At 63.8% G+C, this 23,994-nt stretch carries 26 protein-coding genes; 12 read left to right on the top strand and 14 right to left on the bottom strand.

The window, feature by feature from the left end; all coding sequences use genetic code 11:
• Positions 1-126: 126 nt before the first annotated feature.
• The 12 genes from J7U39_RS23360 to J7U39_RS23415 form a co-directional block, all read right to left on the bottom strand.
• Complete coding sequence (locus J7U39_RS23360; RefSeq protein WP_210632629.1) at positions 127-288, bottom strand: hypothetical protein; 162 nt, start codon at positions 286-288, stop codon at positions 127-129.
• Positions 289-545: 257 nt separating this feature from the next.
• Complete coding sequence (locus tag J7U39_RS23365; RefSeq protein WP_210632630.1) at positions 546-1,424, bottom strand: FHA domain-containing protein; 879 nt, start codon at positions 1,422-1,424, stop codon at positions 546-548.
• Between the two features lie 2 nt (positions 1,425-1,426).
• Positions 1,427-2,332 (bottom strand): type II secretion system F family protein, encoded by a 906-nt coding sequence (locus tag J7U39_RS23370; RefSeq protein ID WP_210632631.1) that lies wholly within the window; start codon positions 2,330-2,332, stop codon positions 1,427-1,429.
• Complete coding sequence (locus tag J7U39_RS23375) at positions 2,329-3,192, bottom strand: type II secretion system F family protein (RefSeq protein WP_210632632.1); 864 nt, start codon at positions 3,190-3,192, stop codon at positions 2,329-2,331. The genes J7U39_RS23370 and J7U39_RS23375 overlap by 4 nt, the downstream gene beginning before the upstream one ends.
• Before the next feature lie 10 nt (positions 3,193-3,202).
• Entirely contained in the window at positions 3,203-5,101 is a 1,899-nt protein-coding gene (locus J7U39_RS23380) for an ATPase, T2SS/T4P/T4SS family (protein ID WP_210632633.1), read from the bottom strand.
• 19 nt (positions 5,102-5,120) lie between these two features.
• Positions 5,121-6,041 carry an RcpC/CpaB family pilus assembly protein gene (locus tag J7U39_RS23385; RefSeq protein ID WP_210632634.1) on the bottom strand — a complete coding sequence of 307 codons (921 nt, stop codon included), beginning with the start codon at positions 6,039-6,041 and terminating at the stop codon, positions 5,121-5,123.
• A complete protein-coding gene (locus J7U39_RS23390; RefSeq protein WP_210632635.1) occupies positions 6,038-6,949 on the bottom strand; it encodes a hypothetical protein in 912 nt (303 codons plus the stop codon). Before J7U39_RS23390 ends, J7U39_RS23385 begins: the two co-directional genes overlap by 4 nt.
• Before the next feature lies 1 nt (position 6,950).
• On the bottom strand, positions 6,951-7,631 hold the full coding sequence (locus J7U39_RS23395) for a pilus assembly protein (protein ID WP_210632636.1): 681 nt from the start codon (positions 7,629-7,631) through the stop codon (positions 6,951-6,953).
• Positions 7,603-9,243 (bottom strand): Tad domain-containing protein, encoded by a 1,641-nt coding sequence (locus J7U39_RS23400; protein ID WP_210632637.1) that lies wholly within the window; start codon positions 9,241-9,243, stop codon positions 7,603-7,605. Before J7U39_RS23400 ends, J7U39_RS23395 begins: the two co-directional genes overlap by 29 nt.
• A complete protein-coding gene (locus tag J7U39_RS23405; RefSeq protein WP_210632638.1) occupies positions 9,240-10,037 on the bottom strand; it encodes a TadE/TadG family type IV pilus assembly protein in 798 nt (265 codons plus the stop codon). Before J7U39_RS23405 ends, J7U39_RS23400 begins: the two co-directional genes overlap by 4 nt.
• A 5-nt stretch (positions 10,038-10,042) precedes the next feature.
• Positions 10,043-10,606: an A24 family peptidase gene (locus J7U39_RS23410; RefSeq protein ID WP_210632639.1), complete on the bottom strand. Its 564-nt coding sequence runs from the start codon at positions 10,604-10,606 to the stop codon at positions 10,043-10,045.
• Positions 10,607-10,620: 14 nt separating this feature from the next.
• Positions 10,621-10,824 (bottom strand): hypothetical protein, encoded by a 204-nt coding sequence (locus J7U39_RS23415; protein WP_064808298.1) that lies wholly within the window; start codon positions 10,822-10,824, stop codon positions 10,621-10,623.
• A gap of 509 nt (positions 10,825-11,333) precedes the next feature.
• Here J7U39_RS23415 and J7U39_RS32200 point away from each other — a divergent pair.
• Positions 11,334-11,465, top strand: a complete 132-nt coding sequence (locus J7U39_RS32200; RefSeq protein WP_257784635.1) for a hypothetical protein — start codon at positions 11,334-11,336, stop codon at positions 11,463-11,465.
• Positions 11,465-12,619 (top strand): ATPase, T2SS/T4P/T4SS family, encoded by a 1,155-nt coding sequence (locus tag J7U39_RS23420; protein ID WP_246717755.1) that lies wholly within the window; start codon positions 11,465-11,467, stop codon positions 12,617-12,619. The genes J7U39_RS32200 and J7U39_RS23420 overlap by 1 nt, the downstream gene beginning before the upstream one ends.
• A gap of 66 nt (positions 12,620-12,685) precedes the next feature.
• Here the strand turns inward: J7U39_RS23420 and J7U39_RS23425 are convergent, their stop codons facing one another.
• Positions 12,686-13,420, bottom strand: a complete 735-nt coding sequence (locus tag J7U39_RS23425; protein WP_210632641.1) for a class I SAM-dependent methyltransferase — start codon at positions 13,418-13,420, stop codon at positions 12,686-12,688.
• Positions 13,421-13,460: 40 nt separating this feature from the next.
• A complete protein-coding gene (locus tag J7U39_RS23430) occupies positions 13,461-13,712 on the bottom strand; it encodes a DUF1127 domain-containing protein (protein ID WP_210632208.1) in 252 nt (83 codons plus the stop codon).
• Between the two features lie 95 nt (positions 13,713-13,807).
• Here J7U39_RS23430 and J7U39_RS23435 point away from each other — a divergent pair, with 95 nt between their 5' ends.
• The 10 genes from J7U39_RS23435 (at position 13,808) to J7U39_RS23480 (ending at position 23,992) form a co-directional block, all read left to right on the top strand.
• The gene (locus J7U39_RS23435; RefSeq protein WP_210632209.1) at positions 13,808-14,644 is read left to right on the top strand and encodes a helix-turn-helix transcriptional regulator; all 837 of its coding nucleotides are present in this window, start codon (positions 13,808-13,810) and stop codon (positions 14,642-14,644) included.
• Positions 14,645-14,912: 268 nt separating this feature from the next.
• The gene (locus J7U39_RS23440) at positions 14,913-15,809 is read left to right on the top strand and encodes a GGDEF domain-containing protein (protein ID WP_210632210.1); all 897 of its coding nucleotides are present in this window, start codon (positions 14,913-14,915) and stop codon (positions 15,807-15,809) included.
• A gap of 136 nt (positions 15,810-15,945) precedes the next feature.
• Positions 15,946-16,977 (top strand): LacI family DNA-binding transcriptional regulator, encoded by a 1,032-nt coding sequence (locus J7U39_RS23445; protein WP_210632211.1) that lies wholly within the window; start codon positions 15,946-15,948, stop codon positions 16,975-16,977.
• A 272-nt stretch (positions 16,978-17,249) separates the two neighbouring features.
• Positions 17,250-18,263 (top strand): SIS domain-containing protein, encoded by a 1,014-nt coding sequence (locus J7U39_RS23450; protein WP_210632212.1) that lies wholly within the window; start codon positions 17,250-17,252, stop codon positions 18,261-18,263.
• A gap of 120 nt (positions 18,264-18,383) precedes the next feature.
• The gene (locus tag J7U39_RS23455) at positions 18,384-19,724 is read left to right on the top strand and encodes an extracellular solute-binding protein (protein WP_210632213.1); all 1,341 of its coding nucleotides are present in this window, start codon (positions 18,384-18,386) and stop codon (positions 19,722-19,724) included.
• A 2-nt stretch (positions 19,725-19,726) separates the two neighbouring features.
• Complete coding sequence (locus tag J7U39_RS23460) at positions 19,727-20,692, top strand: sugar ABC transporter permease (protein ID WP_210632214.1); 966 nt, start codon at positions 19,727-19,729, stop codon at positions 20,690-20,692.
• Positions 20,689-21,549, top strand: coding sequence for a carbohydrate ABC transporter permease (locus J7U39_RS23465; protein WP_210632215.1), 861 nt, complete (start codon positions 20,689-20,691; stop codon positions 21,547-21,549). The genes J7U39_RS23460 and J7U39_RS23465 overlap by 4 nt, the downstream gene beginning before the upstream one ends.
• 19 nt (positions 21,550-21,568) lie before the next feature.
• Positions 21,569-21,727: a hypothetical protein gene (locus J7U39_RS23470; protein WP_210632216.1), complete on the top strand. Its 159-nt coding sequence runs from the start codon at positions 21,569-21,571 to the stop codon at positions 21,725-21,727.
• On the top strand, positions 21,727-22,581 hold the full coding sequence (locus tag J7U39_RS23475) for a PfkB family carbohydrate kinase (RefSeq protein WP_210632217.1): 855 nt from the start codon (positions 21,727-21,729) through the stop codon (positions 22,579-22,581). The genes J7U39_RS23470 and J7U39_RS23475 overlap by 1 nt, the downstream gene beginning before the upstream one ends.
• A gap of 4 nt (positions 22,582-22,585) precedes the next feature.
• The gene (locus J7U39_RS23480; protein ID WP_210632218.1) at positions 22,586-23,992 is read left to right on the top strand and encodes an FAD-binding oxidoreductase; all 1,407 of its coding nucleotides are present in this window, start codon (positions 22,586-22,588) and stop codon (positions 23,990-23,992) included.
• The last annotated feature ends 2 nt before the right edge of the window (positions 23,993-23,994 follow it).

Genomic DNA, 23,994 nt, shown 5'->3' on the forward strand with positions numbered 1-23,994 from the left:
TGACGCGACATGCACCATCCGGCTGCCCGACACCGCGACCGTGCCGGTTCATGATACCACTGAGACGCTCATATGGCGACGATTCACAAGGGTGCCGCCTGCAACGGAACTGGAGCCGCGAAGCGGTCAACGCAAAGGTCTGTTGCCGCCCCATGGAAGAACGGCTTTATTCGAAGGAAGGTCCGTTTCGGAATTTGGAACCCACTGGCGTGGCGTGCTGAGCAGATCCTCGATCCGGGCATCGATCTCACCCAGGTTCGCTTCCAATTCGTCTACGACTTCGACCATACGCGACGCTCCCGAGGCACCCTTAGGAGATAACATCGGCCTTCATCGGAAACTTGTGGCACTTGCTCCATAATGCCGCAGCGTTGCGGCGCGCTTCGGGGCTTCGCCCCTTCGGGCTTTGCACCTCGGCGTGAGGGACGTTGGAGGATGCCGCGCTCCGATAACAGGCTCTTGGAGATGCATTACAAATCACGCGGTGGGAGAATGTAGCGCCGGGTTTCAAGAGAGCCTCATCCTGAGGCGCCCCGAACCGCCAATCACCGCCGCGCCGGCGGCTTGGTAGCGGCGCGCCGTTGCAGCGCGAAACGCGCGGCCGAGCAGTTGACGTCGGGAACGAGATCGTAGGTCTGCTGGTAGAGGCTCTGGGCCAGCGTGTTGTTGCCGCGGTTTTCAGAGGCGAGGGCGGCGAGCGCCGTGCGCTTGTAGGCCTCGACGATCGGCTCCGCCGCCTTTGCCAGCGCCGCGTCGTCGGCGGGTTCGGTGCTAAGCGCCAGTGCGGCATAGGTGACATCGCCGTCCCTACCGACGCGGCCGCCGACGGCACCGTTGAAACTCTGCTCGGAAACCTGGCGCATCCGCCGGGCGTTCTTGATGCAGGTCGGAATGCGGGCGGCTTCGGCATTGATGCGCTCGGCCGTCGGACCGGCCTCCGTGCTGCCGCCGCCGGAAAGGATCACATAGCCGATGATGCCGACGACCGCGAGGTAGACGAGGCCCATGCCGGCGAGGAAGGCCGGCTGCTTGAAGAGCGGCTTTTTCGGCTTGCCGTCGTCTGCCTTGGCAGCAGCCTCCTTTTTCGGCGCCTCCTTGGTCGGCGCCTTCTCCACGAACTGGAATTCGACATCCTTGCCGAGGCGGAAGCTGTCGCCTGTTTTCAGTGAGGCCGTCTGCAGCAGCGCCTCGCCGCGCAGCATGATCGGGTTCAGCCCCATGCGGCGGATGATGAAGCCGCCGTCGCTCTGCTTTTCGATGCGCGCATGGATCGGCGCCAGGAAGGGATCGTCGACGACGATATCGGCATTGGCTGCCCGGCCGATCGACATTTCCGCCCGGTCGAGCACATGGCTGCGGCTCTGGCCGCCGGGGCCGGTCTGCAGAAGGCTGGGTTTGTTGCCGCGAAAGAAGGAAAACACCATGATCAGAACATCCCACTCGACATCATCTCGACGATAGCCGGCGCCAGCACCAGAAGCAGGATCGAGACGACGATCATCATCGCCGGCATGACGATCTTGGCTTTCAGCTTTTCACTGGCCCTGTCGGCCTTCTCCCAGCGGCGGAAGCGCAGGTCGCGCGCATGCTCGCGCAGCAGCTCGACGCGGTTGCTGCCCTCGACCTCGCCCTGGATGACGGCGCGGATGACGCGCACCACCTCCTCGGCCGTCACGCGTGCTTCCAGGCGCTGCAGCGCCTCGATCATGCCGGTGCCGAGCGCCACGTCCTTCAGTGTCTGCTCGATCTCCTCGCTCATCACGGTGCCGGGTGCTGCCTCGGCATAGAGCCGCAGGCTTTCCGGCAGGGTCGCCTGCGCCTGCTGCGTCATGACGACGAGATCGAGGAAATAGGGAAATTCGCGCGAGATGCGTTCCTTGCGGTCCTGCATCTTGTCGTCGGCGACGACCCAGAAATAGATGGCGGGGATGAAGCCGAGGATCAGGCCGGCGACCAGCCCGCCGATGATGCTGCCGCTCGCGATGCCGAACAGCACACCGAGCAGGATGAAGCCGAACAGGCTCAAGACGATGAGAAGGGCGATATATTCACGCCCCGTCACGCCGCCGAAGGGCCGGCCGCCATAGATCAGCTTCTTTTCGAGCTGCGCGCCGAAATCGGCGAGGAGCGGCTCGAAGTGTCTCAGCACGAATTCGACGGGCGTGCGCATGCCGATGCTGTCGACGATATTCGGCGGCGGCCCGTCGCCGCCGGCCTTTCGCCGCACCACCTGGATGCTGCCGAGCAGGTCGCCGAGCCACCAGACGATGAGCGCCGCGGTGATGCCGGCAAGGACGATGATGATCGGGGCGAGCGGGATTTGCGACATCATACCGACACCTTCATCATCGAGCGCATCCAGAAGAAGCCGGTGGCGTAGAGAATGGCGCCGACGATCGCGATAACGATGCCGATGGCGTTGCCGAACACCTTGTCGATCAGCTCCGGCTGGCCGAAGAAGATCATCAGGATCATGAACAGCGCGCCGCCATTGACGACGCGGAAGTTCATCCGCGCCTGCGACGACGAGGTGCTGATCTTCTGGTCGAGCTTCCAGATCTCCTTGAAGGATTTCGACATTTCCGTCAGCGGCTCGGATATGTCGCCGCCCTGGCGGGCAAACAGGCCGAGGGCGGCGTCGACCATCTTGAAATGCAGGCTCGGCACGGTGCGGCCGTGGCGGTCGAGCGCCTCGACCAGGCCGATGCCGAGCTTCTGCTCGCGGGCGATGCGCTCGAACTCGCGCGAGGACGGCATCTGGCCGGTGTCGGCGACCGCATTGACGGCGACGGCGAGCGGCTTGCCGGTGCGCACCGCCGAGACGATCTGGTCGACGGCATAGGGAAGCTGCGATTCGATCTGCAGCCAGCGGCGCTGCAGGAAATAGCGGATCGTCGCCTTGGGCAGGAAGAAGGCGACGGGAACGGCGACGACGATGCCGACGATCGGCCCGAAGATTAGCGAGATCAGGGCAAAGACGACGATGGCGGTGATGGCATAGGCGAGGATCATCGTATAGGGCGGCACGGCATCGCGGCCGAAGACCTGGGCCGCTTCGCTGGCGAGCGCGATATCCCGTTCGGTGGCGCGCAGCAGCGGCGCCGGCCATTGCACCGGTGCGCCCCAGACGAGCAGTCCCGCCGTCACCGCGCCGAGGGCGATCGTCAGGATCTGCAGAATGCTGATGTCCATGGTTCCACCCTCAAACAAACATATCCAGGTTCTTGATCTCGCCGTCTTCGCCGAAGGCGACGAGCTCGGCGACGAAGCTCGGCAGATAGCCGGTGAAGGCATGCACCGCCTGGCCGCCGGCGCGGCCGACGAGATTGAAGATCGGCTCGACGATGATCAGGCCGGTGTCCGGATCGATGCCGATGACCTCCGATATCTCGGTGACGGCGCGCCGGCCGCTTTCCAGGCGGTTGAGCTGCACGACGAGCTCGACGGCGGCGACGATCTGCTGGCGGATCGCCGTCACCGGCAGCGAGCTCTGGCCCTGCAGCACCATCACCTCAAGCCGGGTCATCATGTCCTGCGGCGTGTTGGCATGCGCCGTCGTCATCGAGCCGGCATGGCCGGTGTTCATCGCCTGCAGCATGTCGATCGCCTCCGCGCCGCGGCACTCGCCGACGATGATGCGGTCGGGACGCATGCGCAGCGCGTTGCGCACCAGGTCGCGGATGGTGACGCTGGTCTCGCTCTCCGCCGTCTTCGGCCGCGATTGCAGGTAGACGACGTGAATGCCGTCGAGCTGCAGTTCGGACGTGTCCTCGACGGCAACGACGCGCTCGCCGACCGGAATGAATTGCGACAGGCTGTTCAGCAGCGTCGTCTTGCCGGAGCCGGTGCCGCCGGAGACGACGATGTTCTTGCGGGCCCGCACCGCCGCCTCGAGGAAGGCGCGCATCGGCTCGCTGAGCGCGCCAGCGGCGACCAGTTTGCTGATGTCGAGCCGCGACTTGCCGCCGAACTTGCGGATGGTGAGGCAGGCGCCCTTGACGGCGAGCGGCGGGATGACGGCGTTGACGCGCGAACCGTCCGGCATGCGGAAGTCGGCCATCGCCTCGCTCTCGTTGATCGAGCGGTTGGAATCGACGGCGATGCGCTCGATCACCTTCATCAGCTGCCGCTCATTGGCGAAGGCGAAGGGATAGCGCTCGAGCAGGCCAAATTTTTCGACATAGATCTCGTCATACCGCGTCACCATGATTTCCGAGATGACGTCGAGATCCATCAGTTCCGAGATCGTGCCCCAGCGATACATCAGCTCCTCGATATTCGAGCGCAGGTGCATATGGGCGATCTCGTAGCGGTCGCCGGCGTTGAACAGGGCCTGCCGGGCCTGGAAGGCGGCGCCGAACTTGGTGTCGAGCTGGGCGAAGTCGGAACGGGTGGATTCGAAGTTCAGCTTCAGTTGCAGCGCCGAGATCAGCGCCTTGCCGACATCGAAGAGCCGGCGGTTGTCCTGCTCTTCGCGGGCGAGGCTTGCCGCATTCGACGTGCCGTCGCGCCGTCCGGTGCGGGCGATGCGTTTTGCCAGCCACCGGTAGACGGCGTTCTTGATGACGAGGATGACGAGATCCTGCGGCGCTGCATCAAGCGCCTCCTTGATGAACAGGTCGAGGCGCTCGCGGATGCGGCCGCGCGTCTCCTCGCGGCCGAAATCGGAGGATTTCACCAGCCGGTCATATTGCGTGTCTTTTAGCAATCGCTCATGTATTTCCATCTGCAGCGCCAGCACCCGCTCCTGGTCCGGAAACTGCGTCACCGCTTCCGGCGCCGCCGCCGGCTCGACGAGTTCGATGGTGACATTCGGCACCCAGATCGACATGCCGGCCGAAACCGCCACCGGCGTGCCGGCCCTCAGCGGCTGGTCGTCGACCCGCGTCGGGTTGCGGCCATGATGCTGCACCGACCAGCCCTGGCCTGACTTGCGCAGCACGAATTGCGGCGAGGAGACATGGCTGCCGCGCAGCCGCACGACGCCGGCGCCGGCGGGCAGCGAAAGCGTGCTGCTTTCGCCGACGAAATAGGTCTCGTTCGCCGAGAGCGGGATCACCTCCCGCCCGCTGCCGTCCTCATAGGAAATCTTCAACAGCATGGCTCAATCCCCGAAACGATCACATGCGCGTCCAGTTGATGCTCGGCAGGTCTTCGACGCTATTGTCCGTCGGATTGCGCAGCACGAGGTTGAGGCTGCCGTTCGCCTGGCCCATGGCGAAGATCAGCATCTCGGCTTCCGACGGCGTCACTTCGACCGTCACGTGATTATAGCTGCTATTGGCCTTGGTGACCGCACCTTCCGGCGTGGTCGCCGCGCCGACGGCGAGCACCTTGACGTTCTGGAGGAAGGTGCGGGTGACGACGCGGGTGCGCGAGCTGATGCCGAGCTTGTAGTCCTGCGCCTGCTTCCGGTAGGCGTTGATGTCGTTCTCGTCGGCGCCGGGATATTGGGTGAGATAGTTCTTCAGCATCTGCTCGACCGGCGAGGGCGGCTGGACCGGCGCGGCGGGCGTCTGGCCGGGTGCGGCCGGCGTCTGCCCGGGCGTTCCCGGCTGCGTCGCGGCGGGCGGCGCCACCGGCTCGACCGGTTCGTCGACGGTGCCGAGAATGTCGACATAGCTGCCCGGCTCGACGAAATGGCCGACCGCCTCGGCGGCGTTGACCGGCAGGGTGAGCGCCCGCTTGCCGGGGGCGATCATCGTCGTCAGGCGGCCGCCGTCGGTATCGTCGAAATACTGGAAGAGCAGCACCGAGCCGGCCGGAATGTCGGCGGCGGCCGTCCGGTCCTTCAGCCATTCCTGATAGGCGCTGGCGGCCGGAACCGCGAGCTTGGCAAGCGCCCCGAAGCTTTCCGGCAGCATCACCGGTTCGGCGAGCATGTCCGGGGTGATCGCCTGTCCTCTCGTCACCTTCTTGTCGGGCTGGAGCCGCATGAAGGCATAGGCCACCTGCTCGTTCTTGACGCTCTCGGTCCAGAAGTAGAGGAGGACGCCGGTGATCAGCCCGACGATCACGGCGGCAATGAGCTTCCAGTTCATGGTGTTATTCCCTCTAAGAAGGGTTGCCTGATTTGAATGACCTCAACGGTCCTGCCGTCGGTTTTGCTTCTGGTGTAGAGAACATTGGCTTCGACACTGCCGCGCCGGCCGTAAAGTGCGATGACCCCGCCGCGCTCGGCCGGCGGCGTTTCGATGGTGAAGCCGTCGCGGACGAGCAGGTCGGCGCGCTGATCGGACCAGCGCGCGGCGGCAAGCGTGCCCTTCGACACCACGGTGCGCGACATATGGCCCTTGTCATGGTCGCCGATATCGCTCAGCACCTCGACGCCGGCCGGCGGACGCAGCGACGTCGGCAGCTTGGCGACATCGGCAGGGGCGGCGAAAGCCGGGAGCGTCGCGGCGACATCGTCGAAGCGGCTCATCAGCACTTCGGTCATCGGCGCATTTGCAGGCCGGCGGATCATGATCGAGACACCCGGGATCGGCGCTCTCGCCGACGGATTGTTCGGATCCTGCCGTCTCATGTAGGCGAGCGCAGCCTCGCCGTCGCCGTCGAAGAAGCGCACGACAACGGCAAGATCGTCGCGGATGCGGCTGACCTTCGGGACGACCATCATGTTGGCGGCGATGACGGCGGTCAGTTCCTCCCGGTCGCTGCTTTTCGGCATGGCGGGCCGGGTATTGGCGGCCAGCACCCGCAGCCACTCGTCGGTGATATCGGAAATGCTGCGATCGCTCTGGTAGGGGGTGAACTCGAGCGGCTGGCCGTTGATGACGAGATCGCGCGGCGCGCGTTCCGGAGCGCCGAGGATGCCGGCCAGCATCGAATTCAGCGTCACCCGAATATCCTTGTAGATCTCGGCGCGGCCCGGACTGGCGATCACGGCGAGCCCGACGACCAGGGCCGTAGAGAGGAGATGAAGTGAGATGCGTGATCGCTGTGCCATGTCACTTCGCCCCCGGAAAGACGCCGTCGAAGAGATCGCCGGAATCGCTTGCCACATCGCGGATTTCCCGGCGCAGCGTCGGATCGTAGCCGCGGCGCGTGGTGTCGTTGTTGTGCGAGATGAACAGCGTCGAGTCGTCGACCGTGAACGCATCCTTCCAGCGGATGCTGCGGATGGTGTCGAGATCGTCGGAATCCCTGAACTTGTAGACGCGGTCGGCGGTCGCGGTCACGAGTTGCGGCTTCTCGTCGGCGAGTTCGCCGACCATGTCGCCGAAGTCGCGACCATTGCCCTTGAGAGTGTTCTGCACGTCGTCCCAGATAAAGGTCCGCTGCGGATCGCCGCCGCCTTCATGCGAGGGCGTGCGCGAACAGTTGATCGCGTCGCCTCCGGGCAGGGCCGGCAAGGCCGGAATCGGGAAAACCTTCGAGAAATCCGAGGTGCAGTTGAGGCCGGACGCCTCGGCGAAGGCGGCGTTGCGCATGGCAAGCATGGTCGCGACCTTCTTGGTGGAAATCCTGTTCGCGTGAATGACGAAGATCACGATCAGCAGGATGACCGGCGCGGCGAGCACGAATTCGATCGAGGCCAGACCGCGCCGGTCGCGATGCAGCCGCATCATGAGGCCGCCGGCCGGAGCGCCGACCGCTTGCTCAGTGTGTGTTGACGGCAGCCCAGGCATTGGCTCCTCCATTGTCGAAGACGCGTGTCAGGCCGGTGAAACTGTCGGCAGCCGGGCTTTGTTTGATCGTGCCGGAAACCGCGCCGATATCGTCGGCGAGCGTCGCCGGCGCCAGCGAGGCAAGCCAGTCCTGCGTGTAGAGGTCGAAGGCGGTGTAGTTGTGGACCCAGCTCTGCGCCAGGGCATAAGCGGACGGCGTCCTGTCCTTGAACAGCCGGACCTGGAGCCTGGCGCGGGGCGCCCGGGAAACAATCGCCAGCGTCTGGTAGTCGGAGAGCTGGTCGCCGCCGAAGGGCGTGAAGTTGAAGGGGATGCGTCCCTTCAGCCAGTAGGGCTTCGGGAAGGAGAGGAGCGGCAGGCTGACGCCGGTCACCGAGATCGCCCCGCCCGCCGGACCACAGACCTGGTTCCAGATCATGTCGAACTTGCGGGTGAAGTCGTTCTCGTCCTTCGTCTGTTTGTCGGAATAACGTGGCGGCACGTCGATCGGCAGCTGGAAGGGGTTCACAACCCCGAATTTGATGCCGAAGAATTCCTCCGCCACAAAGAAGCTGCCATCGAGCAGCAGTTCCTGCCACCAGCTGAGATCGGCATATTGCTCGATAATCGCCTTGAACGGGATCTTGCTCAGGTATTTCGGGCCGAACGCCTCATAGAAGATGTAGAACTCGACCAGCTGATCGTCGATGCCGCTCTCATGGTTGACCCAGTCGCGGATATGGCTGCCGTCGACGCCGCCTGCCGTCAACGGACCCTTGCCGTTGGGGAAGCCGCGATTGGCGAACTCGCCGCGCATCAGGAATGGATCCTGTCCCTGGGTGCCATAGGACATGGCAAGGCACATTTCGGTATAGGCAGCGGCTGGATTGATGCCGTCACGGTCGACCGGCAGGTTGCCTCCGGCGCCTTCCCCGGCCTGGCCGCAGGATTCGCAGGGCGGATGGAAGACGACATGATCCGACTTGTTTAAACGAACCAGATGCAAGGCGTCGTTGCCGACCCGCTCGGGAAAGCTTTCGACGAGGTAATCGTTCAGGTCATTCATCGCGTCGATGATGTCGCTCGATTTGTTGATCAGACCCAGGGGATCATATTTGATCTGCGCCGCCACCGTATAGGCGATCGCCTTGGTGGCTTCGGTTGCCCGGAACCCCTGGAACGCCAGGCAAGCGCCGTAGATGATGCCGCCGACGATCGGGACCTTCTGCCAGCCGGGGCAATAGGGCATCGGCGGCAGCGGCGGCAGGAGCGACGCCGGCCCGAAGCCCTCGGTGAAGGAATATTCGGCGAGTTTCGCCAGAATGGCGGCCGAGCGCAGGGCCAGTTCCGCGGTGGTCAGCTGATAGGCGACCGACGTCGCCATGACCACGGTGGCCTGCGAGGAGGCGACATTGTTCATCGCCATGATGTTGAGATAGCGCGCCTCCCAGTCGGCATGGACGAGGGCGGCGGCATCGGCGGTGTCCTGGGTGCGCTGCTTGTCGTAGATCATCTGCCCGGTGTTCAGGATCCAGACGATCATCAGCGCCAGCGCGATCGTCATGTAGAGGATGATCGGAGACAGGAAGCCGCGCTGGTCGCGGTGCAGGCGATGGATGAAGGACGGTGTCATAGCAGGTTCACCTCCGCCGTCGAAATCGTGTAGTAGCGCCCGTCCTTCCGCTGGCCGCGGGCAAAGACCCAGCCGGCATATTCGAGCAGCAGGAAACGCGCTTCGACCCTGGCGGTGACGGGCACATGCGGCGAGCGGTTGATGGCGGCAAAGAGCGCCATCGGGGCGCGGTCGACGGTGACCGTGACGTTCTGCGGGTCGAACATGTAGCGGGCCTGGTTGCGCATCGCGCGCCAGTTCTTCGAGAGGCCCGAGGCGTCGGCCAGGCTCTTCAGCGCCTCTTCCGGCGGCTGGCAGGCGCCGACGCATTTCAGCTGGTCGTAGGGCGCCGCCGGGATCAGCGCCAGGCGGGCGGCAAGATCGGCCTTGCCCTCTGCGGCGTCGTTATCGCAGGTCTTGGGGCCGATGAAGCTGTGGATGGTGATCGGCAGGGCCGGGCAGAAATAGACGCGGGCGCTGCGGGCCGCCGCATAAGCGGCATAGTGGGTGAACAGGTGGTTCTTCGCCAGGATCGTGAACTGAAAGACCACGAACATGAAGAAGACGAAGATCGGCGTGACCAGCACGAAATCCATCATCGTCGTGCTGCCTGAGATATCGCCGTGAAGCTCCGACATCCGGCGCCGGCGGGCGGACAGCCGCGGCAGCAACAGCATCGAGGTTAGCAACAGCATGGCGATCGCGAAGGTGCCGAGAAGCGCGCCGTGATCCTGAGGGATCCAGAAGGTCCGCGAGTGCAGGATCGAACTCCAGAACGCACCGTCGAAAGTGGGGTGTTCGAGTTCCGCGCGCATTGCCGTTACCTCACGAATGAAAGAGGGGTGAAATCAGGCATGAACAGGCACCAGAGAAGTCCGAGAGCGGCGGCGACGCCGAAGCGGACGGTATGATGGGTTTCGCGCGGCTTCAGCACGGAAGCGGCATCGCGGAAACCGGCGGGCAGCAGCAGGGCGAACAGTCCGAGGCTTCGCGCCAGCGCGCCCCATTGAACCCGCCGCGCCATCGAGAAGACGGCAATCGTGCCGCCGATCATCAGCGATGCGAGCGTCACGTCGATGGCGGGCCAGAGGCCGAGAACGGCGCCGAGCGCCGCCATCAGCTTGACATCACCGCCGCCGCAGCCTCCGGCTGCGAAGGCGATGATGAAGATCAGGCCTGAGGCAAGGAGGCCGGCGAAAGCCAGGCCGATCCCCGCAAGGCCGCCGCTGATCGCTGCCAGCATGAAGCCGGCAAGCAGGCAGGGGTAGGTGATGGCGTTCGGGATCTGACCATGGCGGTGATCGAACACCGCCGCGGTCGTGGCGCAGGCGACGGCAAGAGCCGCCGCCGCTGGCATCAGGGTCAGATCGTAGGTCATGTCCATGACACCGATCCCGCTTATTGACCCGGCTCAGGAATTCTCTCGGCGTCGGAGAGAGCCGTGTTCTTTTCGTTGAACCATTCGCCGATCTGTTTGCCGAATGCGAGCAGCAGCAGCATCAGCGGAATGACGATCAGGGCGACTGCGAGGACGATCTGGGCCATGTCGCCGCGTTCGTCCTTGTGAAGTGCAATTGCGAGAGTCTTGAGTTTTGCAAACATCTGCGTATTCCTCGTTCCCAAGTTTGTTTCGGATCGAAGACCTTGGTGAAAAGAAGCAAGCATACGCTATCGATCAGAACCAGCACGTTGCTCATTCCAATGATGTTTTCTGCTTCTGCTTTTCTTCCCCGGTCGCCAACGCTTGTTGAGCAACATCATTAAGACCCAAGAGTGCGCCCAAGGCCAGCCCTCCGTCAAGCAAACGGAAGGCAGGGTTCCAATTGTCTTGGAGGCGTCGGCTGCAGACATGCGGTTGACGGTGGTGTTTTCACGCTAACTGGCTGATTACGCTGTAATTTTCTCCGGTGAGGCATGTTGTGAAGCGGTTTTCGCGAACAGCGTCAGCTGCTCCATTATTGGTCAATTGTTTCAAAGCGATAGAACAGGCGGAAGCCACGCACGCATAGTGGCGGGCGGGCGAGGGCGTCCCCATGGCGTTGCTTGCCGATCTGGATTAAGCTCGTCTTCAATATTGGCTGTGGCCCGTCAGTCGTTCCGGAGGCAAAATCATGGAAACGATGAGCAGCGTCTTGATACTTGCATTGGTCCTCATTCCACTGATGTTGTTCTTTCCGACTGCGGTCCAGATGATGGTGACGCTGTTCGGCATGAGCTCCGTTCTTGTCGGGATGCCGCTCTGATGAAAGCCGTTTCCGACGACGCTGCCGAACAGGCGACCTTCCAGGTTCTGACCCGGGCGCTGGACAAGCTCCTGGCGCCCATCCGCTTCCTGCTCGAGGATCCGAGCGTTTCCGAAATCCTGATCAATGGAACCTCCGACATCTTCGTCGAACGGCGAGGCAAGCTCGAACGCGCCGATACGCGCTTCGCCAGCCGCGAGGATCTGGAATCGGCGGCGCGCAGCATCGCGCAATTCTCAGGCAAGCGCCTGACGCCGGAGGAACCGAGCGTCGAAGCCCGTCTGCCGGACGGCTCCCGCGTGCAGATGATCCAGCCGCCGGCCGCCCGCACCGGGCTCTGCATCTCCATCCGCCGCTTTTTGAGAGAACATCGCAGCATTCGCGACCTCGTCACCCAGGGAAGCCTGACGGAGGAGTCGCTGTCCTTGCTACAGGCGGCGGTCGGGCTGCAGAAGAATGTCATCATCTCCGGCGGCACCGGCACCGGCAAGACGACGATGCTGAACGCGCTGTCGGAAGCCTTCGCCGATCATGAGCGGGTCATCGTCATCGAGGACACCTCGGAACTGCAGATCCGCAAGGAGCATGTCGTCTATCTCGAAGTCACCAAGCCCGACAGGTTCGGTCGCGGCGGCGCCAGCATTCGCGAGCTGTTCCGCTCTTCGCTGCGAATGCGGCCGGACCGCATCATCGTCGGCGAGTGCCGCGGCGGAGAAGCGCTCGATATGATCCAGGCGATGACATCGGGCCACAGCGGCAGCCTTTCGACCGTGCATGCCAATACGCCCTATGACGCGCTGCACCGGCTGGAAACCCTGGCGCTGATGTCGGATATCGACATGCCGCTGCGACCGCTGCGCTCGCAGATCGCTTCGGCCGTCGACGTCGTCGTCCAGATTGCCCGGTTCAAGCGCACCGGGCGGCGACGGGTCATCGAAATTTCCGAGATCAAGGGGCTGAATGATGACGGCCAGTATGTCGTCGAGAGCATCTACAAGCTCGACGGCGGCGGCCATTCCAATTCGGATGGCGAGTTGCGCTGGACAGGCGCCGTGCCGAGTTTCGCCACGGAAGCCTTCGAGGAGTTGGGAACCGGCCTGACGGAGCTGCCGAGCTGGATGAAGCCCGCGGCGACCCCTCACCGGCCGGAGTAAAAGGCGGGATCGGTCTGGCCTATCTTGACACGATCGCGACCGACCTCGCCGTCCATCTCCTTGGGCCTAAGCTGCGATCTTCTGCCAGGCCGAGACATGCCGATCGCTGACCTTTGTGAACGGCTCCTTTTTCCAGCCGCCCCATCGGGCTTTGAGCTTCAGGCCGGCCAGCCGCGCCATAAGGTCGAATTCCGCTGGCCATGCATAACGAAACGGGACCGAGAACTGCCTGCAGTTCCCGTCCCGGATCCGGATGTGGTGGGACGTGAAGTTCTGGCTTACCACGTCGTACTCGTCGACGCCCCAATGCGTCTCGCTGCGGTCGAACGCCAGGATCGTCTCGCCGAGCGGAAGCCGCTGAAGCGGCGGGACGCCAACCTCGATCAGGAAGTGCCCGCCAGTTTCAAGGTGCGCGGCGGCGTTCTGAAAGCAGGCGACCTGGGCTTCCTGTGACGTCAGGTTGTTGATCGTGTTGAAAGCCAGATAAACGAGGGAAAAGCGCCTCTCGACACGGGTTGTCGCCATGTCGCCGATTACCACCGGAATGTCCGCGCCGCCCTCTTTGGCGCGAAGGCGAGACACCATCGCGCGCGACAGCTCGATGCCTTCTACCTCCACCCCTTTCCGCGCGAGCGGCAGCGCCAGGCGCCCGGTCCCGATCGCGAATTCCAGCACGCGCCCGCCGCCTGCGTATTCGGCCAGGAGATCGACCGCCGGATCGACGACCTCCGGGGCCGAGATCCCGTCAGCGTCATCGTAGGTAGCCGCGACCTCATCGTCAAAAAAACCGTCGTCATGCATCTTGCTTACCTCTCTGATAGCGGAGGACCGGTGGTGGCGATCACCTTGCCCGCCGCTTCGCGGGCAACGCGTCAATTGGTCCTAGCGATCGCGCCAGCTCGCCAATCTCGTGGCGGGCGACGCCGATGTCTTCCAGATCGCGGTCCGACAGCCACTGCAGTGCCTGTTCCGTTTCGCGCCTTTGCCACCAGAGGAGGAGGGCGGGCGCTGCAAACCGCAAAGCTGCCATCTTCGTCAGAAGGCTGGGAGCAAAACGATCCGAAAGTTCAATGTGCCGGAGTTCGAATGTCATAACCTACGTCCAAGTTGTGTTGCGGTGATATCAATCTAGTGAAATGCCGGCCGACGTGTTATCGGCAGTCTGTCAAATTATGTCTGTGAGACGCCATGATCGCCCGCGACAACCTGACCAACGTTCATTTGCCGGAAGACGAATTTGGAGATTATCCGCACACCGCTGTCGCCCAGGGTGGAGCAGAGCCCGCCGGGCGGACCTATTCTTTCCACGTGCACCACCGCGCCCAGCTTTTCCAGATCGTGCGCGGTTCGCTAAGACTGGAGACCGAGCGGGGCTACTTCATCGTTCCGCCTGAACGTGCCGTATTCGTGCCGTCAGGTGTCCTTCACGAAGTGACATACCTGCAGGAGACGGAGCGCAGCTATCTCTTCTTCCGGCCCGATGCGGTCGTGAACCTGCCCGCCCAGGTCTCAGTGATTGGTACGACGCCGCTCCTGCGCGAACTGATCCTGGCCTTCCTGGAAATACCGCGCGCCGACGCCGGCAGTGCCCCTGCCGAACGACTCGCCGCCGTCATTCTCGACCAGCTTCAGACGAGTACGGTCGCGCCGCTGTCGCTTCCCTCGCCGGCATCCGAACGCCTCCGCAGCATCGCTTCGGACATCCGCAACGAACCGGGTGCCGATTGGCCACTCGATGAACTTGCCTCGCGTGCGGCCATGTCCCCCCGCAGCTTTCAGCGCCATTTCCAAACCGAGACAGGCATGAGTTTCCGCGCCTGGCGGCAGCAGGCGAAACTGCTTAAAGCCGTAGAGTGGCTCGCCGCCGGCCGAAGCGTCGGCGATATCGCCTTCTCGCTCGGCTACTCAGGCCCCAGCGCCTTCATTGCGGTGTTCCGGACGGCCTTCGGTGTCTCTCCCGGACAATATTTCCAGGGAGGCTTTCCGGGCCATGGTGCCGCATCCCCGGCGCGGCCGGCGCAATGACGCGTCCTCCGGCGGGCGACAGCAAAAAGCGCGCCCTGACCGCCAGCGCCAGCAGCGCGAGGGAGAGGGCGAAGGGTTGCGCCCGCGCGAGCCTGCACACATCAGGCACGGATACCCTTCGCCCGATCCCGCGGCAGTCGATGTCCGATCACCAGCGGGAATGTTGACGCTTCCGTAATCACGGCAAGCGCCTTTGCTTTGCCGGGCGGCTCTTTTCTCATAGGATTTCTGCGCCATCTCTTGCCGGGGCAACCAGACAGGGTGCTTTATGGACGAGACAATCGAACAGCTTCTCCATCTTTCCGCACAGACGGAAACGCTGATGGCGGTCTATGATGGCGATGACCGGCTGCGCTATGCCAACAGCGCCTTCCGCTCGGCCTATTTCATCGAGCCGGAGGAAACGCCGCTCTGGCCGGATCTGATGCGGCGCAATTTCGAGCTCGGCCGCGGCACTGTCATCCGCACGGAGAATTTCGAGGAATGGCTGCGCTCGACCCAGTCGCGCCGCGGCAAGATTGGCTATCGCGCCTTCGAGACCGATCTTGCCGACGGCCGCTGGCTGTGGATGACCGAGGCGGTGCAGAAGAACGGCTGGATGCTCTGCATCGCCAGCGACATCACCCGTCTCAAGGTCCATGGCCGCACCGTCCGGCAGGATCGCGACCAGGCGATCAAGGCCTCCTACACCGACGAACTCACCGGCGTCGCCAACCGCCGCTTCGTCATGGCGCGCGTCGAAGACATGCTTGAAGCCGCCCGGCATGGCAGCAGCGGCTGCCTCGCCGTTTTCGACATCGACAATTTCAAACGCATCAACGACCGGCTCGGCCACCACGCCGGCGATCTCGTGCTGCGAGATTTCGCCCACCGCATCCACCAGAATGTCCGCCGCAACGATTGTTTCGGCCGGGTCGGCGGCGAAGAATTCCTCCTCGTCATGCCGGCCACCGGCCCGGAAGACGCGCTTGCCATGGTCGAGCGCATGCTGACGGTGATCCGCTTCTCCCGGCCGCTGCCGGACTCACCCGATTTCAGCTACACGTGTTCTGCCGGTATCGCCGCGTGTGTGCCCACAGACAGCGCGTCCGAGCTTTACAGGCGTGCCGATCAGGCGCTTTATGATGCCAAGATGAGCGGCCGGGATCGGGTAAGGGCGGCTTAGAAAAGACGCCGAGGTCCGGCCGAGCGGGTCCGGTCGGCGCGCTTTCCAGATGCCGCTCTTGAATTGGTCGGGCGACCTCTGCTAGGCGTCATCCTGGCTTTGAAGGCCGGACAGGATCCAGCGGGGACCGAGGGAAGTGGCGCCAAAGGCAGTGACGCTGATAGACGTTGCGCGCGCCGCGAACGTGTCGCGCGCGACCGCCGCCCGCGCATTGAACGGTTACGGCTATGTCGGCGGAGACGCGGCAGAGCGGGTGCTGGCAGCGGCTGATCGGCTCGGCTATCGCAGCAATCGCGTGGCGCAAGCCTTGCGGCGAGGGCAGTTGCCGCTCATCGGTTTCATGCCGGGCGACATCCAGAACCCGTTTTTTGCCCGGATCGCTCATGATGTCGATGTCGATCTGCGCGCCTTTCGCCACAACCTGCTGATCGCCAGCAGCGAAGAGGATCCGGAGCAGGAGGTGGAACTGCTCGAAAGCCTGAGGTCCCTCAATGTGCGCGGCTTCATCGTCGCGCCGACCTCGGCCGACAACAAGGAGCACCTGGTCGGGCTGGTCCGGGACGGAACGCCCCTCGTCCTCATCGACCGCGCCTTGCCGCAGGTTGCCTGTGACAGCGTTACCGTCGACAATGAAGGCGGCGCCCGCGAGGCCGTGAGCTATCTGATCGCCAACGGCCATCGCCGCATCGGCCTCATTCAGGACGATTCCCGCATCACGACTGCCCGCGGCCGTCTCGCCGGCTATATCCAGGCGCTGCAGAGCCATGGCATCGAGGTGGACGAATCGCTGATCATCGTCTCGCGATCGACGGTGGAATATGCAATCGATGCCACCATCCGCCTGTTCAGCCGGCCGTCGCGCCCGACAGCGGTCTTCACCGTCGACAGCCTGATGACGCAAGGGGCGCTTCTCGGGCTGCGCTCGATGGGGCTTGCCGTGCCGCATGCCGTTTCCCTGGTCGGCTTCGACGACTTCAACCTCGCGACGTTCACCGACCCGCAGATCACCGTCGTGGCGCAGCCGATCGCGCAGATCGGCCCGCTTGCGGTGAAGCTGCTGATGCAGCGGATCAACGGCAGCCGCGAGCCGCCGCACAGGGAGCAGTTCCCGACGCGCCTGGTCGTGCGCGGCTCCGTCTCCCGGCCATCCCGAACGCCGGGACGCTGATCCGCTCGCGCCTCTCCCGGTCTGTCCGCGACAGGCTCTTTCCAACATCACGTGAAATTTCTGCAAAAAGTGGCTTGCCATGCCGGCCGGACCATGCATTAATCCGCGTGTGAGATCGGTCTCTCATCATTCCCGAAGAGCGGCCGGTCTTTCTTTTGATCCATGTGTGAGATCGATATCACATTGAATTGGCGACTGATGCCGGCGCGCCGCAATCCGCCGCCTGAAGTGGGGACGTGTGCGTGCTTACTACTGACAGACAAGGGACCCGAATGTTGAACTTTGACCAAGCCCGCTTCCTGAAGATCCAGACGGGCGCCGTTGCGATTGCAGACTGGATCCGCCCGCTGATGCGCGAACTGCTCGATGCGGGGATCGAGCGGCTTTACTTCATGGGCACCGGCGGCGTGCAGCTCCTGACCCTTCCTGCGATCGAGCTCGCCGCCCGCCATACGACCTTTCCGGTCTCGGCCTGCTTCCCGGCCCAGGTGATCCTCGATCCGCCGGCCGGCCTCGACGAAAAGGCGCTGGTGGTGATGCCGTCATTGTCGGGCACGACCAAGGAGAGCGTCGCGCTTCTGCCCTTCCTCAAGGAACGCGGCGTGCGCCTGTTGACGCTCACCGGCCATGCCGACACGCCGCTCGCCCAGCAGGCCGATCACACCTATACCAACTTCGCCGAAGACGACACGTCGTCGGAGTCCTTCTACCTGCAGACCATGATCATCGTCCTCGCGCTGCTCGCCGAAACAGGCAGGATCGCGAATTTCGACGCAATCGTTTCCGAGCTGAAGAGGCTGCCCGGGCTGCTCGCAGAGGCCAAGGCCGCCTATGAAGACGAGGCGGCGAAGCTCGCCCAGTCCATCAAGGACGAGCCATACCATATCTTCACCGGCGCCGGCTCGGTCTGGCCGGAGGCGCATTATTACGGAATGTGCATCCTGGAAGAAATGCAGTGGATCCGCACGCGGCCCGTTCATGCCGCCGATTTCTTCCACGGCACGCTGGAACTGGTCGAGCCGGGCGTCAGCGTGTTCCTGTTCAAGGGCGAGGATGCGCTGCGGCCGCTCGGCGAGCGGGTCGAGCGCTTCGTCCATCGCTATACCGACAAGGTCTGGATCCTCGATTCCGCATCCGTCGCCCTTCCCGGCATTTCGCCGGAGGTCCGCAGCCTGATCTCGCCGGTGGTCCTCGCCACGCTGCTGGAGCGGCTGAGCGCCCATCTCGAAGTGCTGCGCCAGCACCCGCTGACGACCCGCCGCTACTACAAGCGGGTCGAGTATTGATGCATGCCGCGAGCCTCTTCGCCGCAGCGGCGAAAGAGGCTTGCCGCTTCTGACCGGCGGATGGCGGACGGTAGGACACCGCGATCTGCCGCACGATCAACAAGCAAAAGGGGAATGAAAATGCAACGGTCCATCCACTCCACTGCTGCGATGATTGCGGCAGTATCGGTCATCTCGATTTCCTGGGGAGCCTTCCCGGCAACGGCCTCTGCGGCCGGCGATGCGCCGGTTGCCGATCCGGCCGCCAAGGTCGACTACAGCGGCAAGCTGACGATCCTGACCAAGTTCGGCCTGCAGCAGCTTTCCCCCTATTTCGTCAATGTCGCCAAGGCCTATGAGGCGCAGCATCCCGACGTGAAGATCGAGCTCATCCAGGAGAACGACGACAGCATCAAGGGCAAGACCAAGACGCTGGTCGCCTCGAACTCGCTGCCGGACATTTATTTCTCCTGGACGGGGACCTGGGGCGAGAACTTCATCCGCGGCAATCGCGCCGTCGATCTGTCCAAGGTCATCGGGCCGGAGACCGAATGGGGCAAGACGCTGAGCCCGGCCGCCGTGAAAGCCTTTTCGTATAACGGCAAGTATTTCGGTGTGCCGCTTTATCTCGATGCGAAATTCATGGGCTACAACAAGAAGATGTTCGCCGATCTTGGCATCGAGCCGCCGAAGGATTTCGACGCGCTGTTGAAGGCGTGCGATGCGCTGAAGGGTTCGGGCGTCGTTCCGATCGCGATCGGCAACAAGGAATCCTGGCCGCTCGTCCATTATCTCGGGCAGTTGCTGGCCTATAACGTGCCGACCGAGACGCTGGAGCGCGATTTCAAGCCGAAGACGGCGATCTTCGACCATCCCGGCTATATCGCGGCGCTCGGGCAGTACCGCTCGCTTCAGGAGCGCTGCGCCGGCGGCGCCCAGGTCAACGGCCTCTCCTACCAGACCGCACTCCAGTCGATGAGCGACAGGAAGGCGGCCATGTACTACCAGGAGATCATCGAGTTCGATCAGGCCGCGACCAAGGAAACCGCCCTGAAGCCGGAGGAGTTCGGCTTTTTCAAGCTGCCGGCTCCGAGCGATGGCAAGGGCTCGGCCACGGCGCTCGAAGGCGCGCCCGAGGGTTACATGGTCAATGCCAAGGCGAAGAACCTTCCCCTGGCGATCGACTTCCTGAAGTTCCTCACCAGCCAGGAAAACGGCAGGACGCTGTCGGCGCCGCCCTATGGCCAGCCGAGCGCGGTGATCGGCGGCGCGGACAAGACCAGGATCAATCCCAATGTCGCCGAAGGCATGGAGGAGATCGCCAAGGCAAGCTACCTCATGCCATGGCTCGACACGGTCAACCATCCGCGTGTCGCCGCTGCCTGGCTTTCCGGCGTGCAGGCCTTCGCCGGCGGCTCCATGTCGGCGGAAGATCTTCTCGCCTCTGTCCGCAAAGCTGCCGCGGCTGCCGCCGGGCAATGACGATGGCGAGCGTGACGGCAACCCCGACAAGCAACGGTGCCGCCCTGCGCGGCGCCGTCTCCAACCGCAGGAGATGGCTGCGGCACGGCCTGCTGCAGCAGCTGGCGGCATTGCGCTGGGGCATCGTGGCGCTGATCATCGTCGGCTGGTTCGTCTATTATCCGATCGTCGACAACCTCTTTGTCAGCACAACCACCCAGGACATCTTCACCGGCGAGGTCGATTATGTCGGGCTCGACAATTACCGCCGGCTGCTGGACGATCCGGTCGTCTGGCGGGCGCTGACCAATAACGGCCTCTATGCCGTGCTCTCCGTCGTCTTCCAGGTCTTCGCGGCCTTCGTGCTTGCTGCCATCATCGAGGGGCTCAGGAGCCGCGCCTGGCGGAATTTCTGGCGGGCCGTCTATTTCATTCCCTCGGCGATCTCCACCACGGTCACCGGCCTGCTGTTCTATTTCATCTACCAGCCGGATATCGGCCTTCTCGACGCCCTGCTGCATCTGCTCGGGCTGCAGAACCTGTCTTACACCTGGCTGGGTGACGAGCGCACGGCGATCTATGCGATCATCGCCATGAGCCAGTGGCAGGGCTTCGGCTATTCGACGCTGCTCTTCACCATCGCCATCCAGAAGATCCCGCGCGAACTCTACGATGCCGCCACGGTCGATGGGGCCGGGCCGCTCCGCCAGCTCTTCTGCATCACCTTTCCGCTCACCCGCGAAATGACCGGCATGATGATCATCGTCACCATTGCCGGCGCCTTCCAGGTTTTCAACGAAGTCATGGTGATGACCGGCGGCGGGCCGAACAATTCGAGCCAGGTGCTGGGGACATGGCTTTACGAGCAGGGCTTCAACCAGAACGATATGGGCTATGCGGCCGCAATCGGCGTGGTCATCTTCCTCGCCACCCTGACGACAGGCCTGCTCCAGCTCTGGTACACCAAGCGGCGGAGGGTGGAGGCATGAGCACGGTGGTCATTCCTGCGGGCGCGCCGCTGCGCAACCCCTGGCTGGTCATCGGCAAGGGCGTGCTGATGGCGCTGCTGGTGGCGGCGGGCATTCTCGTCGTCTACCCGCTGGTCTGGATGGCGCTCGGCGGCTTCAAGTCGAACAGCCAGATCTTCAGCGATCCCTTCGCGCTTCCCGACCGCTGGTCCTTCGACAATTATGTCGCGGCCTGGAACCAGGGTGTGCGCAACTTCCTGTTCTCGAGCCTGCTGGTGACGGTCGTATCGACCATCACCACGGTCTTCATCAGTGCTTGGACCGCCTATGGCCTGACCCGGACGCAGATGTTCGGCAAGCCTGTCATCGTCGGTTTCGTGCTCGGCGGCATGATGCTCAGCCCGACGGTCGCGCTGGTGCCGCTCGTGCAGATGATGCAGAGCCTTGGCCTCTACAACACGCATTGGGCGCTGATCATCCTTTACACGGCCTTCCGCGTGCCCTTCACCACCTTCCTGATCCGCGCCTATATGCTCGATCTGCCGCGTGATCTCGACGAGGCGGCCATGATCGATGGCGCGAGCGAAGGGCAGATCTTTCGCAAGATCATGCTGCCGCTCTGCCGGTCGATCATCGTCTCCTGCATCATCCTGCACATCCTGTTTGCCTGGAACGAATATATCTTCGCGATGATCTTCACCAACCAGATCGACGTGCAGACCCTGCCGGTTGGCCTGACCTCGCTGATGGCCAAGCATGGCACCAATTTCGCCGAGGTCTTCGCCGCCATGACCATCTCGGCGCTGCCGATCGTCGTCATCTTCTTCTTCACCCAGCGTTATTTCATCCGCGGCCTCACCGAAGGCATCGGCAAGTGATTTCATGAGGAAACCGGAAGTGCCAAAACTCTCGGCCAGGCAGCTGATCGGCGCCAATTTCAGCTTTCAGCACTATCCCTTCGAAAAGGTTGCGAAAATCATGCGCGGCTTCGGCTTCGCCGAAATCGAGCTCTGGGGGATCGCGCCTTGTCTCCAGCGGGCAGGGGAAGTCGCGTGATGGCAGCGACGCGGCTGATTGCGGTTGGTGACAACTGCCTGGACGTTTACCTCAGCAAGAACAGCATGGCTGTCGGCGGCAATGCGCTTAATGTGGCGGCGCAATGGCATCGGCAAGGCTGCGATGCCCGCTACTTCGGCGTTGTCGGCAAGGATGCCGAGGGCGACGTGATCGCCACGGCGATCGAAGCCGTCGGTCTGCCTGGGGCGGACCTCGAGCGGCGCGACGGCGCCACCGCCGTTACCCTGCTCCTGGAGCAGGATGGCGACCGCAGGTTCCTGCTTGAGGATCTTGGGGTCGGGCGCAATTTCGTTCCGTCTCCGGAACGCTATGCAGCACTGCGGCGGGCCGATTGGGTTCACCTCGGCACCAATTCCAGCGCCGAGCTCATCGAGCGGCTGATCGAGGACCGCATTCGCTTCAGCATAGACGTCTCGACGGCGCACCAGTCACTGGATCTCAAGGGCGTGCCGCTGGTCTTCGCATCCGGGCCGGATGAGCCGAAGGTCCCGGTCGAGCCGGTCATCGGAGCCTTGAAGGAGCGTGGCGCCGCCAGGATCGTCCTGACCTGCGGCCCGCGCGGCGCCTTCTTTGACGACGGTGCGGAGCTCGTCCATGTGCCGGCGCAAGCAGTCGATGTCGTCGATACCTGCGGCGCCGGCGACAGTTTCATCGCCAGCTTTGTTGTCGCGCATCTTCTGAAGGGCATGGATGCCGGGGCGGCCATGCGCCTTGCAACCGATGCGGCTGCCGGGACCTGCCTGCACGAAGGCGGCTTCCCGCAGAGGCTGGGTGCCATTCCGCCATGGCTCCTGCGGAAATATGCCGCCGAAATCTCTGCCGCGGAGGGCTGACATCATGGGCTACACCTTGAGACCGCCGGTCCTGGCGCGCGGCCCGGATCGCTCCTTCTGGCTGCAGGACGCTGGTGCCGCCCCGGTCACCACGCCGCTCGCGGGCGATCAGGCCGCCGATGTCGCCATTGTCGGCGGCGGCTATACCGGCCTGTGGACGGCGCTGCGCCTGAAGGACCAGGATCCCGGGCTCAAGATCGTGCTGCTCGAGGCGGATTGCTGCGGGGCAGGGGCATCCGGCCGCAATGGCGGCCAGGTCCACTCCTGGTTTGCCGAGATTGATCTCCTCGCCGCCGTGGTGGGAGAGACTGAGGCGCTTTCGCTCTGCCGGGCCACCGCCGATGCAATCAAGGAGCTGGAGGCCCTGCAGGCAAGCGGCGCGATCGACATGAATCTCAGGCTCGACGGATGGCTGTGGACGGCAAGCGCCAAGGCACAGGAAGGCGCATGGCAGAAGGCGCTTGACATGGCGGAGGCCCAGGGCGAAGCGCGCTTCAGCCGGCTCGATGCCGGCGAGATTGCCCGCCGCACCGGCTCCCGCGCCTCCTATATGGGCATTGCCGAGATGCGGGCAGGAACGGTGCAGCCGGCAAAGCTCGCCGCAGGCCTGCGCCGGCTCGCTCTCGCGCGCCATGTGATCATCCACGAAAAGACGCCCGTCACCGCGATCGAGCCGGGCGCCGTCGCCACCCTGCACACGCCGCAGGGCCGCCTTCGCGCCGGCCGCGTCGTGCTGGCGGCGAATGCCTGGCTTGCATCCGTTCCCGAGCTCCTGCGCTACACCTATGTGGTCGAAAGCCAGATCGTCGCCACGCAACCTGTGCCGGATCTGCTTCAGCGCCTGGGGTGGACGGGCGGCGAATCGATCTGCGACGCGCAGGCGCATGTGCTCTATTACCAGCGCACGCCGGAGGGGCGGGTGATCTTCGGCCGCGGCAGCGGCAAGATCGCCTACGGCGACCGGATCGGTCCCTCCTTCAACCGCGGCACGGAAAAGGGCGCCGATAACAGGCGCGAGCTGGACCGGGTCTATCCCGAACTGAGAACCGTGAAGATCGAGCACGACTGGTCGGGGCCGATCGACTGCACCGCCGATCACCTGCCGATCTTCGGCCATCTCGCGGGCCAGCCCAATATCTTCTTCGGCCTCGGCTTCAACGGCACCGGCATCGCCCAGACGCCCGTCGCCGGCCGCATCCTCGCGAGTCTGGTGCTCGGCCGGGATGATCAATGGAGCCGCAGCGGTCTTGTCGGACTTGGCAAGCGCAAGACGCTGCCGCCGGAGCCGATCCGCTATCTCGGCGCCAGGCTCGTCCGCAAGGCGATCCGCCTTCGCAACGATGCCGAAATCGAGAACCGGCCGGTCAACCCGATCGTCCGCTACATCTCCGAATTGAAGCCCGGCCGCTGAGG

The sequence above is a fragment of the Rhizobium sp. NLR16a genome (assembly GCF_017948245.1).
GTDB lineage: Bacteria > Pseudomonadota > Alphaproteobacteria > Rhizobiales > Rhizobiaceae > Rhizobium.